This window comes from Ferruginibacter sp. (genome assembly GCF_031391665.1).
Taxonomy (GTDB): domain Bacteria; phylum Bacteroidota; class Bacteroidia; order Chitinophagales; family Chitinophagaceae; genus Ferruginibacter.
In genome coordinates this window covers 1-19,822 of sequence record NZ_JANMUN010000215.1, presented here as the reverse complement: position 1 = coordinate 19,822, position 19,822 = coordinate 1, and the positions used below count along the sequence as shown (strand labels likewise).

General features: G+C 36.8%; 13 protein-coding genes. 5 read left to right on the top strand and 8 right to left on the bottom strand.

Annotated elements, in window-relative coordinates; all coding sequences use genetic code 11:
- The coding region (locus ACY651_RS16225; protein ID WP_462254543.1) for a transposase at window positions 1–277 on the bottom strand (277 nt) is incomplete at its 3' end.
- An 845-nt stretch (window positions 278–1,122) separates the two neighbouring features.
- On the opposite strand from ACY651_RS16225, the gene ACY651_RS16220 reads away from it, so the two are divergent.
- The 5 genes from ACY651_RS16220 to ACY651_RS16200 all read left to right on the top strand — a co-directional run bounded on the left by ACY651_RS16220 (window position 1,123) and on the right by ACY651_RS16200 (window position 12,230).
- Window positions 1,123–2,403 (top strand): T9SS type A sorting domain-containing protein, encoded by a 1,281-nt coding sequence (locus tag ACY651_RS16220; protein ID WP_462254542.1) that lies wholly within the window; start codon window positions 1,123–1,125, stop codon window positions 2,401–2,403.
- Between the two features lie 513 nt (window positions 2,404–2,916).
- Window positions 2,917–4,194 (top strand): T9SS type A sorting domain-containing protein, encoded by a 1,278-nt coding sequence (locus ACY651_RS16215; protein WP_462254541.1) that lies wholly within the window; start codon window positions 2,917–2,919, stop codon window positions 4,192–4,194.
- Between the two features lie 108 nt (window positions 4,195–4,302).
- A complete protein-coding gene (locus ACY651_RS16210) occupies window positions 4,303–4,452 on the top strand; it encodes a hypothetical protein (protein ID WP_462254540.1) in 150 nt (49 codons plus the stop codon).
- 534 nt (window positions 4,453–4,986) lie between these two features.
- The gene (locus tag ACY651_RS16205) at window positions 4,987–11,079 is read left to right on the top strand and encodes a PKD domain-containing protein (protein WP_462254539.1); all 6,093 of its coding nucleotides are present in this window, start codon (window positions 4,987–4,989) and stop codon (window positions 11,077–11,079) included.
- 122 nt (window positions 11,080–11,201) lie between these two features.
- The gene (locus ACY651_RS16200; protein ID WP_462254538.1) at window positions 11,202–12,230 is read left to right on the top strand and encodes a PorP/SprF family type IX secretion system membrane protein; all 1,029 of its coding nucleotides are present in this window, start codon (window positions 11,202–11,204) and stop codon (window positions 12,228–12,230) included.
- Window positions 12,231–12,277: 47 nt separating this feature from the next.
- On the opposite strand, the gene ACY651_RS16195 is transcribed toward ACY651_RS16200, so the two are convergent.
- From ACY651_RS16195 to ACY651_RS16165, 7 genes are all read right to left on the bottom strand, one after another.
- Window positions 12,278–13,714 (bottom strand): M56 family metallopeptidase, encoded by a 1,437-nt coding sequence (locus tag ACY651_RS16195; RefSeq protein WP_462254537.1) that lies wholly within the window; start codon window positions 13,712–13,714, stop codon window positions 12,278–12,280.
- A gap of 43 nt (window positions 13,715–13,757) precedes the next feature.
- A complete protein-coding gene (locus ACY651_RS16190; RefSeq protein WP_462254536.1) occupies window positions 13,758–14,144 on the bottom strand; it encodes a BlaI/MecI/CopY family transcriptional regulator in 387 nt (128 codons plus the stop codon).
- A 278-nt stretch (window positions 14,145–14,422) separates the two neighbouring features.
- Window positions 14,423–16,849 carry a sodium-translocating pyrophosphatase gene (locus ACY651_RS16185; RefSeq protein WP_462254535.1) on the bottom strand — a complete coding sequence of 809 codons (2,427 nt, stop codon included), beginning with the start codon at window positions 16,847–16,849 and terminating at the stop codon, window positions 14,423–14,425.
- Between the two features lie 69 nt (window positions 16,850–16,918).
- Window positions 16,919–18,460 (bottom strand): NAD(P)H-hydrate dehydratase, encoded by a 1,542-nt coding sequence (locus tag ACY651_RS16180; protein WP_462254534.1) that lies wholly within the window; start codon window positions 18,458–18,460, stop codon window positions 16,919–16,921.
- A 90-nt stretch (window positions 18,461–18,550) separates the two neighbouring features.
- Window positions 18,551–18,910 carry a cupin domain-containing protein gene (locus ACY651_RS16175; RefSeq protein WP_462254533.1) on the bottom strand — a complete coding sequence of 120 codons (360 nt, stop codon included), beginning with the start codon at window positions 18,908–18,910 and terminating at the stop codon, window positions 18,551–18,553.
- A gap of 3 nt (window positions 18,911–18,913) precedes the next feature.
- A complete protein-coding gene (coaE, locus tag ACY651_RS16170; protein ID WP_462254532.1) occupies window positions 18,914–19,507 on the bottom strand; it encodes a dephospho-CoA kinase in 594 nt (197 codons plus the stop codon).
- Between the two features lie 137 nt (window positions 19,508–19,644).
- Window positions 19,645–19,809 (bottom strand): preprotein translocase subunit YajC, encoded by a 165-nt coding sequence (locus ACY651_RS16165; RefSeq protein ID WP_462254544.1) that lies wholly within the window; start codon window positions 19,807–19,809, stop codon window positions 19,645–19,647.
- Between the last annotated feature and the right edge of the window lie 13 nt (window positions 19,810–19,822).

Genomic DNA, 19,822 nt, shown 5'->3' with positions numbered 1-19,822 from the left:
CCCTTGCAAGCTGCAAACTGCTTATACCTTTTTTGTGGGCAGTTATAACATACACAGCGGCCATCCATGTTGAAAGGGGGATTTTGGATTTCTCGAAAATAGTGCCTACAGTCAGGCTGAAATTCTTTTTACAACTTTTTGCACTGCACCTGTACAATTTCCCATCCTTCAATTTATAAGGATTAGAATGGTTGCAATGTGGGCAAACAGGGCAACCGCCCCAGCGTAATTGTGCGAAGTATTCCCGACAAACATTTTCGTCTGATAGCTTCGTCATTAACTCTTTTAAATTTTTGAACTGCATTTTTTGAAGATTTTAAGGTTTACTAATTGTTTTAGTAAATGTAAAATTTAAGTCAATGTGTCAGGAAAACTTTTGAGAACATTTTTAGTACAGGGGAGGGTGGCTTGCTAACACTTTTTGCACCAACCTGTGTTGGTATGTATATAGTCGCCAAATTACTACCAAACTACGGGCATAAACTATTGCTAAAGCCATTAGCTTATTTTGTTAAATCATGAAAAATAATTTAAAAATTTTTGTGTAATAAAATTAGTATTTATTTTTTGCGTTAATATATTGTTTATAAATATTTTATATAGTTTTATTGGATATTTAATAATGTACTAAATATTTCAATTATTGGATTTCTTAAAACTATTTCAGTAAGATGTATAATTTATAATTTATTATATAATTATACATTGATTATAAATTATTTATAAGTTTTACTGAATAATTAATTTCATTAAAAAACACTTATTCAATATTCCAGCTATTCTTAGTATTTAGTTTTATAGTTTTGATATAATTTTTATGAAGCATGGATTGTGCAGTAGATGCTTTGGAAAAAATAGTTTAAGAAAAATTAAATACTTGCTGGCCAAGCTTAAAACGTTCGGTTAAAATGGCAGTAATTTGGTTTCTATATTATCTGCATAATCCAGAATAGATTAATATGATGTAAAACAAGTAGTTACGTAATAATCCTAAAAATACAGTAAAAATACTGTCAATAATTCTTGCGGTTTCCGAAAAAGCGTATTATGTTTGTCTTGAAATTATAAATGATTGCTACCTCTGTTATTTATTATTTCTAATCTGGACCCAAACACAAGAAAATGAAAACAACTTCTACATTAGTTTGTAAATTAGTTACACTATTTACAATTTCTCTTTTAAATATATATGCAGTAAAAGCTCAGTGTGTTGCTCCGCTAATGATTTGGCAGAATGCTGTTTTGGTAAATGGAACAAGTGGGCAAATAGGGGCGGAGTATAAATTTCCCTCAGTAATAGCTGGTGTAGATGCTTTTGTTACGGTAAAAGATATTGCTGGGGGGGCCTCACTTACAAGTGTTGATGATAATACATTTGGTTATAGCGAAGCATGGCAACCAGTGGTAAAAACCCCAACATCTCAAGGCGTTTCATCTTCATATGTTAGTTTTAAAATCGACTTTAAGGATTCTGCTACTGGAGCAAACCACACCTTTCCCTGTTTTCAATTGTCTTTTATAGATGTGGATGGGGATAACCAGCATGTAAAGGAATTTGTTGCGGCAAAAGGGGCGGATCAAATTGTAGTTTCTAATGTTACTACTTTAGCCTTAACTCCAATATCTCCAAACTTTATTCAGGCTACCGGAACTTTTCATAATTACCCGGGTATTGATACTTCTGCCTATGTTACTAATATTAATTACAATTATAGAAATGCAAATCATATAAACGAAGTAAGATTTGGGAATATTACTGACAGTATTTTTACAGTTCAGGACCGTTACAGTTGCGGATATTTTAGGCCAATAGCGATGACCAATTTTTATGTATTGCCGGTTAAATATATTTCATTTAACGCAACCGCCGAAGAAAATGCAGTAACTATTAAATGGATTACTGAGCAGGAAATTAATAATAACTATTTTCAAGTGGAACGTTCGTTTGATAACAGTACATTTAATTCTATAGGAACTGTAATGGCGGATTTTGGAGCCGCAAGCAACAGCAACTACCAATTAATTGATAATGCGATAGAGGTAATGACTAAAACAATTGTTTATTACCGCTTAAAACAGGTAGATAATATGGGTAAAGCAACTTACTCAAACATTATTGCAGTAAAACTTCCTGTGCAGCAGGGTAGAGTGGTTATGCAAACATCTCCCAATCCTTTTACCGAGAATTTGAATATACGTTTTACCACAACCGGAAATGGACTTGGCGAAATAACTATTAACAATATTAATGGACAAAAGATAATTACCCAACAAACTGCAGTAAGCAAAGGGTACAATAATTTGCTCTTAAATTGCCTTAACCGTCTTGCTCCAGGTATGTACACCGTTCAATTAATTATAAATGGAACTATTATCAGCAACCAAAAAATTATTAAAAATTAACAGTAGTAAAGTTTTTTACTGTATACCAGTTTATAAAACACAGGTATAATTACCAAATGAACTTTTATAAATAGTAAATCCCGCCACCGGCGGGATTTACTATTTATAGTATATGACCAAGATTTTAATAGATTATAATGTGATTCTGCGTGAAAAACGTAGATAATCTCACTGTTTCCTTTAAAAAAGAGTTTATTTTTAAAGATTTAATAAACTTTTTTCAAGCGTTTTATGATTTTTATCTAAGGAAAAGGTGATAAAGCAGGATATTTTCTAACAAAATGCTTTAAAACGTACTTATGCTCAAAATGCAGTAAAATTACTGTCCAAAATATTTGCGGTTTCCGAAAAGAGTATTATGTTTGTGATGAAATTATAAATGATTGTTACCTCGGTTATTTATTCTTTCTGATCTGAACCCAATTTTCTTAAGAGCGCCAAACAAGGTTTGCCCGGTTTTAAAAGCTGAAGCAAATTTTGAAAAAACATCTCTGAAAATTAAACACAAGAAAAATGAAAACTAATTCTACACTTAAGTGTATTTTATTTACACTAATTACTATCTTCTCTTTAAGCTTTACTGCTGTTAATGCCCAATGTGTTGCCCCGGCTATGGTATGGAAAAATGCTGTATTAACAAGCGGGACTGCTGGCCAGCCTGGAGCTGCTTATAAATTTCCTTCAGTAACACCAGGGGTTGATGCAATGGTATATTTACAATCATTAGTAGGTGGGGCTACACTTACTAGCATTGATGATAATACTTATGGTTATAGTGCAGCATGGCAGCCTGTTGTAAAAACACCTGCTGTTATTGGCATCTCAACTTCATATGCAAGCTTTAGAATAGAGTTTAAAGACTCAGCGACTGGTGCTAATCACACTTTTCCATGTTTTCAATTATCTTTTATTGATGTTGATGGCGATAATGTAGGTGTTCAGGAGTTTGTTGCAGCTAAAAATGCAGACAGTGTTACCGTTTCTAATACAACTCTTTTAGGATTAACCTGGTTATCAGGAAATTTAGTTCAGGCAACTGGTCCAATTCTTAATTTTACCGGTATTGATACTTCTGCATGGAACACCAACATTAATTACAGGTATTCTAATACAGATAAAGTACTTGAAGTAAGAATAGGAAGTATAACAGCCCTTGCTTTTACTCCTCAGGATAGATTCACCAGCGCATTTTTTCAGCAAATAACTATGGGTTCTTCTTCTCTTTTACCTGTAAAGTATGCTTCATTTGATGCGGTAGCAAATGATAACAAGGTTACACTAAAATGGATAACTGAGGACGAAGTTAATAATGATCATTTTGAAGTGGAGCGTTCATTTGATGGGGTTAATTTTACAACTATTGGCCTTGTACTGGATGGTTTTGCAAATGGCAACAGAAAAACTTATATGTTTAAAGATAATGCTGCAGAATTACAAACTAAAACTGTTGTGTATTACCGCTTAAAGCAAATAGATAATAACGGTAAGGCTGTTTATACCAATAAATTAGTGGTAAGGTTACAGGCAAAAGCAGGTGTAACTATGCAGGTATCTCCAAATCCTTTTGTACAGGATTTAAATATGCAGTTTACTGCAACAGCAAATGGTACAGCACATATAAATATCATTAGTATTACTGGCCAAAAGATGGTAACCAAACAAGCAAGCGTAAGTAAAGGATTAAATACTTTACAGGTAAATGGCCTAACCAATCTTGCACCGGGTATGTACACTGTTCAATTAATTATTGATGGTGTAATTATCAGCAACCAAAAAATTATTAAAAACTAATTATAACCAGGCACAAAAGGTTTGCAGGAGTTGCCGGTGTTTTTACCCTATATCGGCAACCTCCTTTTACCTGAACTAACTGCATTTTTTTCAACCAAACTAAATAATATGACAACAATGATCCGTTTAATTTTAAATAATTCGTTTACAAAGTTGTTTCAGCAATTTGCATTTAATTACAATGCAGCGCCTTTGCAATACAGTTTGCAACCATTGCCTTCTTACTGGCAAATGATACCAAATAATAAAATTTCTTAAATAAAAAATAATTAAAACCTCCTTCTTATATTATTATTAAGATGCAGGCATCAATAAATAATTAAACTTATTTTAACACCAGCAAAATAAAAAATCCCTCTCCAGCGTTTATATCCCACCCGGGGAAGCAGTAAACGTTGTTAGTGCTTGGTTTACGATGTTTTCTTTGGGGGTTACAGAATCGAAAGATTCTTAACAAAAGCCGCATTTCTATGTGGCTTTTTTGTTTTTTGCAAGTTGGTGTGTAAATCATTAAAATTTTACTAGCACTTAAACATATTTCTTAAATATTTTTACTGTTTCAATTACACTTTCTAATATTTTTTTCAAATGTATTTGGCTGGGAAAAATTCTTGATAAAAGCATCGGCACTGTGAAGCAGGTTCCATTTTTTTTATCTATATTTACTTATCCTTTTTTCCTCTGTAAAACCTGCAAATTTTCTTTATCCTCTGCAGGCAACATACTCCCAATAATCAGCATCCGTTTAACGGGCTTTTTTATTATTTGAACAACGTTTTTATACTAACACACATGAGAAAATATTTACTGCTGTTATTTATTTCAATTATTTCAATTAAAGGGTTTAGTCAGGATTTTAGTAATAAAGGGAAGGACTTTTGGTTGGCTTATAGTTATCATGTAGGAATGACAGGCGGGGGAGCTCCAATTATGACATTGTATATAACTTCTGATGTAAATACAACTTACACAGTAGAAATATTTGGAGGTGCTGTAATACAAACTGGTCCTATATTGGCAAATCAAGTTTTACCTGTTGTTATTCCTAATGCCTATTTCGTCAATGGAGATGGGGTTTTTACAAATCGGGCAATTCATGTTACTGCACTTAAACCTATAGTTGTATATTCTTACATTACAAGAAGTCAGGCTAGTGCTGCGACACTATGCTTACCCAAAAATGTATTGGGAGTTGAATATAAAGCTATGAGTTTTACTCAAAATTCAAATGAGAATAGTTCCAATTCTTTTATCACAATTGTGGCGGTTGAAGATAATACCAATATTGAAATTAGGCCTACAGTAAATACAGTTGCTGGTTGGCTTGCTGGCAGCACAAATAATATTACACTCAATAAAGGAGAAATTTACCAAGTTTTAGGAATTCTCACATCTGGTACCTCAGGGGTAGATATATCTGGTACGAGTGTAAAATCAATAGCTTCAGGTTCCGGGGGGTGTAAAAAAATTGCCGTTTTCTCTGGAAGTGGAAAGATAAGAATTTCAAATGGAGCATGCGGTGGTAACAGTTCGGATAATTTGTATCAACAACTTTATCCAATTGCAAGTTGGGGAAAAAAATATTTAACCGTTCCAAGTGCTAACCGACCAAACAACTTTTATAGAATTTGGAGAAGTGATGCTTTAGCAAACGTTAATCTGAACGGAGTGCCGATACCCGCTGCCTCATTTATAAATGATTATTACGAATTTTTTAATAACACACCTAATTTAATAGAATCAGATCTGCCTGTTGCTGTAACCCAATATTTTACAACGCAGGGTTGCAATGGAAATCCGCAGCCTTATGATCCTGATATGATTGTTCTAAATCCGGTAGAACAAAATATCAATAATGTTACACTTATAAGTTCTAATCTGACAGTTGCCGGAGTCCATTTGCACAATTTACATATTGTGATGAAAAATAGTGGGACAGCGATTTCATCATTTAGGTATGATGGCACTTTTATTCCTGCAGCTTCATGGACACCACATCCGCAGGATGCCAATTATTCTTATTTATATCTTAGTGTGGGTGAAACAAGCCATACTTTGGTTTCAGACTCTGGCTTTAACGCCCTTGCATATGGTTACGGAAATGCGGAGACGTATGGATATTCAGCCGGAACTAATGTTAAAGATTTATATCAACAAATTGGTGTATCATCGGAATATGGTATTGAAAGCACACCTTCGATTTGTACAGGCACTCCTTTTAAATTTAGAGTGTCTTTGCCATATTGTGCCGATTCAATAAAGTGGGATTTATCCAATCTGCCAGGCCCTCCGGCAATACCTCCAACTATTCTATATTCAACGTGTACTCCTGGCCCCGGAGGTCCTGATTCTACAACAATCGTAAACGGCAAAACACTTTATTGGTATTCGTTACCAGCTACATATTCATTTGGAGTCGTTGGTTCTTATCCGGTTACAATTACTACATATACAACCAGTGCTTCAACCTGTGGATCTGAGCAGGATATCGATTTTGACCTTCAGGTTTCCGATCCACCCATTCCCGGCTTTACAGAGGTTATTCCCGGCTGTTATTTAGAGCCAGTACAATTTATAGAAACAACACTTCAAACCCCCAAGCCTACTTACAAATGGTACTGGGATTTTGGTGATGGTTTTACTTCTATATCAAAAAACCCACAGCATACCTATTCTTTACCGGGAACATATACGGTAAGGTTTTGTGATATTACTACACCGGGTTGTTTAAGTGATACAATATCTCATACTGTTACTGTTCCTGATATTCCATCTGCAACAGTAAGTGGAACAAATACCGTTTGTTTAAATGATCCATCACCTCAAACTATTACTTTTACCGGCAGCGCAGGCAGGGCACCATACGAGTTTACTTATGATATTAACGGCACAGCACAACCGGTGGTTGTAAGTAATGCGGCAGGTACTTACACAATACCTGTTCTTACAAATATCGCCGGGCCATTTACTTATAATTTGCTTAATGTAAAAAATGTTGGTTCAACACTTTGTACAAAAAATCTTACAGGCCAATCTGCAACTGTTACTATAAGACCATTACCTACTGCAACAATAGCGGGAGCAACTACAGTATGTTTAAATGCTCCTTCACCAACAGTAACTTTTACTGGCAGTGGTGCAACAGCGCCATATACTTTTGCATATACCATTAATGGAGTGCCACAAGCACCAGTAGTTAGTAATGGCGCAGGCGTGGCAACATTAAATCCACCTACCAATGTTGCAGGCCCGTTAGTTTATGCCGTTACAATGGTTACTGATAACAGCAGCACTTTATGCAGCCAGTCGTTTAACAATGTAAGCACTACTGTTACAGTAAATGATTTACCCACTGCAGCAATAAGCGGCTCGGCCACAGCGGTATGTTTAAATGCCGCATCGCCTGCAATAACACTTACGGGCAGTGGCGGTACAGCACCTTATACATTTATTTACAGTATTAACGGTGTACCTCAACCTGCGGTAGTAAGTAATGCAGCCGGCAGTTATACCATAACAGTTCTTACTACTGTTGCCAACACATTTACTTATGCCTTAACCAGTGTGCAGGAGGGAAGTGCCAATGCCTGTACCAGGTCAAATATTACAGGGCAGTCAGCAACAGTTATTGTGAATCCATTACCTACTGCAACAATAGCTGGCGCAACTACCGTATGTTTAAATGCTCCTTCACCGCCAGTAACCTTTACTGCCAGTGGCGGCACCGCACCATATACTTTTGCTTATACCATTAATGGCGTGGCACAAGCACCAGTAATTAGTGATGCATTTGGTATAGCCACATTAAATGCGCTTACAAATGTTGCAGGGCCGTTGGTTTATGCCATTACAATGGTTACTGATAACAGCAGTACTTTATGCAGCCAGTCGTTTAATAACGTAAGCACTACAGTTACTGTAAATGATTTACCCACTGCAGCAATAAGCGGCTCAGCCACAGCGGTATGTTTAAATGCAGCATCGCCTGCTATAACACTTACGGGCAGTGGCGGCACCGCACCTTATACATTTATTTACACTATTAATGGTGTACCTCAACCTGCGGTAGTAAGTAATGCAGCCGGCAGTTATACCATTACGGTTCCTACCACTGTTGCCAACACATTTACTTATGCAGTAACCAGTGTGCAGGAGGGAAGTGCCAATGCCTGTACCAGGTCAAATATTACGGGTCAGTCAACAACAGTTATTGTGAATCCATTACCTACTGCAACAATAGCTGGCGCAACTACCGTATGTTTAAATGCTCCTTCACCACCAGTAACCTTTACGGCCAGTGGCGGCACCGCACCATATACTTTTGCTTATACAATTAACGGTGTAGCACAAACACCGATACTAAGTAATGGCGCAGGCGTAGCAACATTAAATCCACTCACCAATGTTGCAGGTCCGTTGGTTTATGCCATTACATTAGTTACTGATAACAGCAGTACTTTATGCAGCCAGTCGTTTAATAATGTAAGCACTACTATTACTGTACTTCCTCTGCCCACACCCAATTTTTCTTTCACCAATCCATCCTGCGATACCAGGGTAATAACATTTACTGACAACTCTGTAGCTAACGCAGGTACAATAAATAACCGTTTATGGGATTTTGGTGGAGGTAACACTGCAACAGGATCGCCTGTTTCGTATATTTTTCCTGGCACAGCCACATTCACGGTAGGCCTTACCGTTACTACTACAAATGGTTGTAGTAATGCACCTGTGTTTACAAGAGTTGTAACAATTAACGATCGTCCGCAGGCTGGCTTTACAGTTCCTGAAGTATGTATTAGCGATGTGGCAGCGGTATTTATCGATACCAGCAAAATAGCCAATGGGGGTACATTTGATCCTAATGGGTACGAATGGGATTTTGGAGATGGCAGCCCTTTTCAGTTTACAAAAGATGGCACACATTTATATGCATTAGTAGGTACTTATACCGTAAGGCATATAGTAACCAGCAGCCAGGGTTGTAAGGACACTACATTTAATGATATCACTATTAATGGGGCAAATCCTGTTTCAGACTTTTCTGTTACTAATGCTGCTGCATTATGTGCTAATGATTCTGTGTCAATTGTCAACTTATCTACCATTAACCAGGGTAATATTACCAAAGTAGAAATATACTGGGATTTTGTTGGAGCACCAGCAGCAGTGCAGGTTGATGATTTTCCTGCACCTAATAAAGTTTACAGGCATAAATATCCAAATTTTCAAACGCCGCCAACACGGCCTTATACTATACGCTTTTTAGCATATTCAGGAACTTTATGTGTAAATGCAAAATCAACCATCATAACGGTTAACGCTGCCCCAAGAGTTCAGTTTAATGCAATGCCTGATGCTTGTTATGATGCTGCACCATTCCTAATAACACAGGGTAGCGAAATTGGCGGCGTGCCTGGCACTTTTGCTTACACAGGTACTGGTATTATAAATGCAAACGGATTGTTTAACCCTGCATTGGCGGGTATTGGTACTCACATAATAAAATACACTTTTACTTCAACCGCCGCAGGTTGTGTTGATACCATAAGCCGTGCAATAACAGTATTAGATACCGCAAGTGCTAAATTTTCTTTTAATGCCCCGGTTTGCGAAGGCACGCAATCAACATTTAAAGAGGAGTCAACTGCACCTGCAGGCGTAATGCTCAGTAATACCATTTGGGATTTTGGCGATGGCTCACCATTGGAGAATCACTTACCGGGCAGCACATTTACCCATACTTTTCCCGGCTGGGCAAATTATACTGTTACCATGTACAACACGTCTGCTTATGGATGCAGAAGCACCAGCAAAGTGCAGCAGGTATATGTTAGCCCGGTTCCTCAATCGTCATTTGCATTTGTACAGCCCAGTGTTTGTTTGCCTAATGCTTCAGTATCTTTTGTAAACAATTCCAGTATTGCAGACGGCACAGCAATTACTTATACTTGGGATTTTGGAGATCCTGCAAGCGGGGTTTTAAATGCATCGTCTGCCCGAACACCACCACCACATATTTACAGCGGCACCGGCCCGTACACCGTCAAACTAACAGTAACCAGCAGCCTGAGTTCATGCTTTAAAGAATTTACTGACCTGGTTGATTTTATTCATCCACAGCCAAAAGCTGCTTTTGATTTTAGTAAACCAGAAATTTGTATTGGAGATGATGTTGTTTTTACAGATTTGACTAATGGGTTGGACGGAACAGTTATGCAATGGAACTGGAATTTTGGGGATGGAATTACCGGCACAAATAAACAGGAGCAGCATTTATATACAGCGGCAAAAACTTATGATGTATCCCTGTACATTGTAAACAGCCTGGGTTGTAACAGCGATACTTTAACGCAGCAGTTTACTGTAAATGCTTATCCTGTAGTTGATGCAGGCCCTGATGGTATTGTACTTGAAGGCGGTTCGTTTACAATGAAGCCGGTTATTACTGGTAACAATCTGCAATATTTGTGGAGCCCTGCTACTTATTTAAACAATACTAACACGGCAACACCTACTGCAAGTAATATGCTGGATGATATTACTTATCAATTAGTAGTTACTGCAAGAGGCGGATGTGCCGCACCACCGGATTTTGTGTTTGTAAAAGTTTTAAAAGCACCAAAAGTGCCGAATACATTTACACCTAATAATGATGGTATTAATGATTTCTGGCTTATAGATTATTTAGATACTTATCCTAATTGTAAAGTGCAGGTATTTACAAGAACAGGGCAATTGGTATTTGAATCGAGAGGGTATAAGAAACCATGGAATGGTACCATTGGCGGCAAACCATTGCCATTTGATACGTACTATTATATTATTGAACCTGAAAATGGCCGTAAGCCAATTACCGGATATGTTACGATTGTAAAATAAAGGCTCACTGAATCCCCGGAAAGGAACTTATTAACTAAATGGTATTGGAAAAAAAGAGTGGCATTGTTGAGTAAGTATTTTGATTTTTTAATTTAGTATTCAAAGAAAAGAAAAGCTGTATCATGAAAAAAATATTATTATTTGCGATGGGATGTTTGAGTGGTGTTATTGTGCTGGCGCAGGCAAAACCATTTTATACACAATACATTTTAAACAATTACATCCTTAATCCTGGTGTAACCGGTATTGAAAATTATACCGATGTAAAACTGAGTAACCGTAACCAGTGGACGGGAATTAACGGAGCACCGGTCACCAGTTATTTCAGTATTCATGCACCCATTGGTAAAACAGATTTACGAACCAGTGCAACTTCTTTTGAAGTGCCGGGAGAAAACCCAAGAGGACAAAGGTTATGGGAAGAATATACGCCACCGGATGCTCATCATGGCATTGGCTTTATTGCTATGAATGATAAGGCTGGCTATATTAACCGATGGTCGTTTAATGCATCTTATGCTTATCATATACCACTTAGTGTAAAAACAACTTTATCGGCAGGCATTAATGCTGGTTTTACAAGTGTTAATTTAGATCGTTCAAAAATTGAATGGGCGAATTTAGATCCTAACGATCCTGCAATTGGTATCAGTACAGGAGAATTAAAAAAAGTTAAACCAGAAATTGGCGCAGGCTTATGGTTATATTCTGCAAGATATTTTTTAGGTGTGTCTGCATTAAATATAATTCCCGGTAAAGCAAAGTTTGTAAATAATGATAAGTACGGTACTTATTATACGCCAAATTATTTTTTAACTGCAGGGTATCGTTTTTCACTCACAGATGATGTGATGGTAATGCCTTCGGTAATGATGCAATACTGGCAACCGCAGTTAGCAGGTTTGCATACTAACGTTAAACTGCAATACCTTGATAAAGTTTGGGTAGGAGGGAGTTATCGTTTTTCAGATTTAATTTCAGGATATTCTGCTATGGCAGGATTAAATATTTCCAATACAATGAACATAAGTTATGCTTATGAAAATGCTACCACATCAAGGTTAAGAACCTATACCAAAAATACCCACGAAATAATGGTAGGATTTATTATTGGTAATAAATACAGCCAGGCTTGTCCGAGGTGTTATTAAAAACGGAATTGGGAATTAAGAATGGAGAACAAAACGATTTTAAAAAATTATTCCTGATTGATAAGAGTGGTATCAATTTTATTCTGTAGCGAATCTGGGTTAACTTCTTTTGCAGCAAGCATCCATTCGGGAATTAAAACCCATTCGCCATTAATAAAAGACACGGTATAAACTTTTACCGAAGCATTTTTAGAACCTGACTGTTCTTCTTTTATAATAATCTGTCTTGTTGCATCATTTTCTTTTAAAGCAACCGGGGTTACAAAATTTTCATCCATTTGCTCTGCAAATATTACTGCTTTTTCCTGGATAGATTTTATTAAAGGCTCCAATTGTTTCAGCTGCTTTTCAATAATGGGCTGCTGTTTTTCTACCGATGCCTGAATCTTTTTTAAATTTTCATCGGTAAGATTTTCTATAATGTTATTTACAAAGGTTGGAATGTTTAATTCATTATCAGTTTCTGCAACAGGCATAATGATAGCCGCCGGTACAACAGGTTTTACTGCTGTGGTAATTTTATTTTGAAAAAATAATGCAGTTGCAACAGTGCAAACTAATAAAAAAGTGAATAAAGGAAATATCAGCAGGTTTGTTTTTTGATGTTTAAAATTTTTACTGTTGGTAAAAAAATTCATACGCTTTAGTAATTGTTTTTTGCCTGTTACTGCTGCTAACTGATATTGAGGAATGTATTGCTGAAGATATTGCGCCTGTAATAATGTTTCTGCATATAATATTGGCGAATACTGAAAAGTTATTACGTTGCTGTCGCAATGCTTTTCTCTTTCTAAGCGTATTTTTTTACAAATTAAAATAATGAAAGGGTTGAAGAAGAAAATATTTTCTGCCATAATTAAAAACCAGTTGAGCAGGTAGTCATTTGCTTTTATATGTGTAAGCTCGTGCAAAATGAGGGTTTCTGCCTGCTGCATGTTTATCTGATTTACCAATGCTACGGGTAAAAGAATAACGGGTTTTAAAAAGCCAAAAGTAACCGGTGCATTTATGGTGTTGCTAAACCATAAATGTACTTTTCTTTTTATGCCAAAATGATTAGCTTTTAAAGCAGTAAATAATTTTAAATCTACCGACGGTTTTTGCAACCCGGCATAATGTAGGTTTTTAAAATTACGCCATTCGTAAATGGCTTTTATAATTTTATAACTAACAGCAATAATGTACAGCGAACAAAGCCAGGGTGTATATGCACTGAGCATATTTTTAGAAAATATTCCGTTTACAGCCTCGCCAATATAGTTTGCAGTAAAAGTATTTTCTGCATCAAAATAATAAATAGAAAAAGTAGTAAGCGAAAAAACTGTTTGTGTAAGCAATAAAATAAATAACCAGTTCCTTTTTTGTAAAGGATTAATTTTATTGTGAGCAATTTTTTCAGATAAAAAATAAACCAGCAGCAATAAACCAGCCTGCCAAAAGCTGTGCAACATACTCATGCAGAAACTGTAGGAGAGAAGCGCCATCTTAGAGTTAATTAGTTGATTAGTTAATTGGTTGACTTGTTTTTTATTTATCTTTTTTAAGCTGCGTAATCAATTCCTGAATTTTTTCCAGCTCTGCTTCACTAGCATTGTGGCCGCCTAATGCCTGCAATACTAAATTGGCAGACGAACCTGCAAATAAGGTATCAATCATTTTGTTTAAAAATTGCTTTTGTGTTTTTTCCCTGGTTACGGCAGGTTGGTAAATATGTGTTTTGCTGCTGTCGTTACGGGTAACCAAGCCTTTTTCAAACATGATCTGCATCAATTTTAAAGTTGTGGTGTAGCCACTGTCTTTTGTCTTTGATAACTCTTCATGCACCACACGTACTGTTGCATTTTTTTCGTTCCAAAGCACTTGCAGTATCTCCAGTTCGCTTTCGGTAGGCTTAAGAATTTTAATTAATGTCATTTTATTACGATTGTTTTCGTAAGCAAAATACGATTTTACTCGTAAATAGCAAATCCGTTTATGTAATTTTTATTAACAATTAACTTTTAGGGGAGATATTCCCGCTGATTTCGCAGATGTCGCAGAAATAAGTTTGGGTATGAAGTTGGAAAATGGCGTTTGGTTAAACGCAAAAAAAAGCCCTGATGTAGAAACATCCTGACTTCTTGGTTATAATGGTTCTGATTAGACTTTTTGAATATCCTGCTAAGATATTAGAAACTTTTAATTTTTAAAAGTTATTTCCGGGTATTCTTTAATTCAATATCGGCGCCGCCTAACGCATCAACTAATGTTTTGTATTTAGCAGCTGCGTCTTCTTTCAACTCATTCCCATCTACAGAAACTTTTCCTTTTTTTATGGCTAAAGAATAATTATCTTTTTTTAATAAATTATCTGCGGCTAATGCGTCAATCAAACTATTTGTTTTGGCATTTATTTCGTCTTTATCAGCCATAACTGTTACATTCATTTTACCAGAGCCATCTTCCTGAGTAATCTTCATTTCTTTAATTACTTCATTCTTAATCGTTTTAGACTCAGCTTTGCCATAAATGGTTGCAAGGGTAGGCGCAATCACCAAAGAAACGATGCTCATCAATTTAATTAAGATATTCATTGACGGGCCTGAAGTATCTTTAAATGGATCACCAACGGTATCTCCGGTTACAGAAGCTTTGTGCGGCTCTGATTTTTTATAAAACATTTCGCCGTTTATTTCAACACCTTTTTCAAAAGATTTTTTTGCATTATCCCATGCTCCACCGGCATTGTTCATAAACATTCCCATTAATACACCACTAACGGTGGCGCCTGCTAAAAAACCGCCTAATACTTCCGGGCCAAAAGAAAAACCAATAATTAACGGAGATAATAATGCGATAGCACCCGGCAACATCATCTTTTTTAAAGATGCTTCTGTAGAAATGGCCACACATTTATCGTACTCCGGTTTGCCGGTGCCTTCCATAATACCAGGGATAGTGCGGAACTGCCTGCGTACTTCTTCTACCATTGCCATAGCCGCTTCACCTACTGCACGAATGGCCAAAGAAGAAAATATAAAGGGAATCATTCCACCCACAAATAAACCAGCTAATACCGGCGCTTTATAAATATCAATACCTTCAATACCTGAAATACCCACAAAGGCTGCAAACAAAGCCAGCGCTGTTAAAGCAGCAGAAGCAATAGCAAAACCTTTACCCGTAGCCGCAGTTGTATTACCTACCGCATCAAGTATATCTGTTTTTTCACGAACATCTTTTGGTAACTCACTCATCTCTGCAATACCGCCTGCATTATCAGCAATAGGGCCGAATGCATCAATAGCCAATTGCATAGCTGTTGTTGCCATCATACCGGCAGCAGCAATGGCTACACCGTATAAACCAGCACAATAAAAACTCATGTAAATACCAGATGCTAAAACTAATATTGGTAAGAAGGTACTTTCCATACCCATTGCCAAACCGCCAATTATATTTGTTGCATGACCTGTTGCTGATTGACGAATAATACTTTTTACCGGACGCTTGCCCATTGCAGTATAATATTCAGTTATCATACTCATTAAAGTACCTACTGCAAGACCCACCATAATGGCTCCGAAAATACCATTCTTGGTAAACTCATGACCACGAAGTGTCATGGTATCGGGCATTAAATAATTTACTAAGAAGTAAGAAGCAATTGCAGTTAAAACAATAGAACCCCAGTTACCCATGTTTAATGCGTTCTGAACTTTTTGTGTACTTAAGCCTGCGCTTTCGCTTATCTTAACAAAAAATGTAGCGATGATAGAAAATACAATTCCCATTGCCGCAATAAGCATTGGTAATAAAATAGGAGACATGCCACCGAAATGATCTGTCATTGCATTTGTTTCTCTTCCCAAAACCATAGTTGCTAAAACAGTAGCCACATAACTTCCAAAAAGATCGGCACCCATACCTGCAACGTCACCCACATTATCACCCACATTATCTGCAATAGTTGCAGGGTTACGTGGATCATCTTCCGGAATACCAGCTTCTACTTTACCCACTAAATCAGCACCCACATCCGCAGCTTTTGTATAAATACCACCACCCACTCTTGCAAACAATGCAATGGATTCGGCACCTAAACTAAAGCCGGTTAATATTTCTATTGTACGCTCCATTTCCACACTGTCAACTGCGGCACCGGGAGCAAAAACCATTTTTAAAATTATAAATAAACCACCTAAGCCTAATACTGCTAAACCAGCAACGCCTAAACCCATTACACTACCACCGGTAAAAGAAACTTTTAAAGCTTTGCTTAAACTGGTACGGGCAGCCTGTGCCGTACGAACGTTTGCTTTAGTAGCCACCTTCATTCCAATAAATCCGGCTAAGGCACTAAAGAAGGCACCGAGTATAAATGCGACTGCAATACTCCAATGGCTATTGGCATTGCTGTAACCCATAACGCCTAACAACAAGGCGCCAATAATTACAAAGTAGGTAAGAATTTTATACTCGGCTTTTAAAAAAGCCATAGCACCTTCAGCAATGTAAGTGCTGATTTCTTTCATGCGGTCGTTACCGGCATCCTGCTTGCTTACCCAATTAAATTTTATTAGTGTGTAGAGCAAGCCTACAATACCCATTGCCGGAACGGCGTAAATCAAATTATCCATAATAAGTTGTTCTGAATTTTGGACGGCAAAAATAGGGGAAATGGTTTAAAAACAGGCAGAAAGCATTGGCTATTTGGCAGATAAGGAGGGGTTAATACCGTTTTGATTAGCCGATGAGGATAAAATTTTAAATCCTTCGCCTGTATATTGAACAATATCTCCTGCTATCATGGCTTCGGGAGAAAGTTTGGCTGCTGCAAAATCTCCTGCCAAACCATGAAGATAAACTCCCATTAAACAAGCTTGCAGGGGAGTGTACTGCTGTGCCAGTAAGCCGGTGATTATTCCGCTGAGTACATCGCCGCTGCCTGCAGTTGCCATGCCAGCATTGCCCGTATTATTAAAATAGCCCTTGCCATTTGGTGTGCTTATAAATGTATGATGACCTTTTAAAACAATATAAAGATTGAGTTCTTTAGATTTTTGTAATGCAAGATTTATTCTATCGAAATCATTTGCACTTGTGCCAAACAGCCTCTCAAACTCTTTTGGATGTGGGGTAAGAATACATTTTGCAGGGATAAGAGAAAGCAACGATGGGTTATCACCAATAATGTTTAATGCATCAGCATCTAATAAAATAGGTTTATTTATTTGCAGAAAAATTTCTCTTAATAAAGTTGTATGCGATGGATGCAAGCCAATGCCGGGGCCAATACCAACGGCATCAAATTTCTTTATTTCACTGGCAGATAAAATATAGTCATCTCCCGAAACTAAACACATGGCTTCGGGCACAGCGTTTTGTAAAATATTATATCCGCATTTCGGAATGATACAGGTTAATTTACCCACGCCACTTCGTAAGCAGGCGTTGGCACTTAAAATGGCTGCACCCATCATACCATAACTGCCACATAACAGCGCCGCATGGCCATAATTTCCTTTGTGTGAAAATTTATTTCTTGGTTTATAAATTGCTTTGATAGAATGGAGATCGGTTAATTCAAAAACTGCAGCTTCTTCTGTTTCAAAATTTTTATGCAGACCGATATTTAGCAGGTGGATGCTACCGCAATAATTTTCATTCTCCGGTAATAAAAAAGCTAGTTTATAATTTTGAAAAGAGAGGGTATGAGTTGCTTTAATAACGGTGTTATTTTTTGATGAACTGTCTGCTGCTAAACCGCTGGGTAAATCTATTGCAATGATTGCTGCTTTACATTTATTGATATGATTTACTAATGCCTCACTAATCTCTTGTAATGGTTTATTTAAACCTGTACCGAATAACGCATCAATAATTACTGCATCGATTTTTATTGCAGGAAAAAAATCAGGAGATTGAATAAAATGAATGTCTGTACTGCACTCATGTAATCTGGCTAAATTAATTTGAAAATCGGGGGAGCCAATATTTCCAAATTCAAGAATGTAAACGGTTACTGCAATTTTTTTTTGAATGAGCATTCTTGCAATGGCTAAACCATCGCCTCCATTATTGCCTTTACCACAAAAAATTTGAAAATGTTTTTTATTGTAATTATTTTCTGTAAGCCACTCCACACATCTTGCTGCAGCTCTTTCCATTAAATTAATGGAAGTAACGGGTTCGTTTGCTACTGTAAAAGCATCCCATTGTTTTATTTGTGCTGCAGAAAATATTTTCATGCATTGAAGTTACAAAACAATTACGCAGGGGATAAGATTGATTGAGTTAAAAATTAAAGGCGATTGTATACCGCCGCAGATAACCAAGTTTTATAATTTTTCTAAAACATTTTTTGTAAGTTCATTTTGCACTTCGCCAGTGTTTAGAGTGGTTGCCGGTTCAAATAATAAAATATGCACTTCTTCTTTTGCAACAGGTTTGTGTTCGGTTCCTCTTGGTACAATTAAAAATTCACCTTCCTTTATTGTTATCATCTTATCTCTTAATTCCATAAATAATGTACCCTTTATCACCAAAAACAACTCATCTTCATTATCGTGTTTATGCCAGATAAATTCGCCATTAAGTTTTACTGCTTTTACCTGCTGCCCGTTTAACTCGCCAATAATACGGGGATTGCAGTAATCGTTAAAAAGGGATAGCTTTTCTGCGATATTTACTTTATCCATAAATTATTTTTTATTGGTTAAAGCTGATATTTTTTTATGCAATTCCACTACCTGCGGTATCAGCAATTGCTCCTCATCATTTATAATAACAAAATCGCATAGCTGCATTTTGGAGGTTTCATCCAGTTGTTTGTTTATACGGGCCATCACTTCTTCCTCGGTAACACCGTCCCGCTGTATGGTGCGTTGTATGCGTAAAGAAGTGGGGGCGTACACACCAATTACATAATCTAACTGTTGCTGAGCACCACTTTCAAAAATAAGTGCCGCTTCTTTTATTGCGTAAGAAGAGCGTTGCCTTTTCATCCAGTTTTGTCCATCGTTAATTGTTGCAGGGTGCACCAGCGAATTGAGTAATTGTAATTTTTCAGGTTTTTTAAAAACAATATCAGCAACATATTTTCTATCCAGCTGTCCGTTTTTATAAGATGTAGCACCAAATATTTTCTGAATTTGTTGTTTGAGCGGCCCCTCCGCATTCATTAATTGTTTAGCTGCATCATCAGCATAATACACAGGTATGCCCAGTACTTCAAATACTTTTGCAACAGTGCTTTTACCACTGCCAATGCCGCCGGTTAATCCTATTTTAAGCATAAGCCCCTATCCCCTAAAGGGGATTATTATGTTTTATAAATAAAAAATTTGCGATTTTAGATTTACGATTTCGGATTGAAAACAAATTGCCTCGTCCTGTGTAAATATAAAATCGCAAAACTGTAAAATGAAATAAATTATTTCTTAACCTCAGCAGCAGGCTTGTTAATGTTGGTCGTCCACTCCATGCTGATAGCGCTGCGTTCAATTTTAATGTAACTGCCGGGGCTCACTTCCATTTCTAAAGTATTGTCGTCATTTACTTTATTTACTTTACCATGTATGCCTGCAATGGTTACAATTTTATCACCTTTT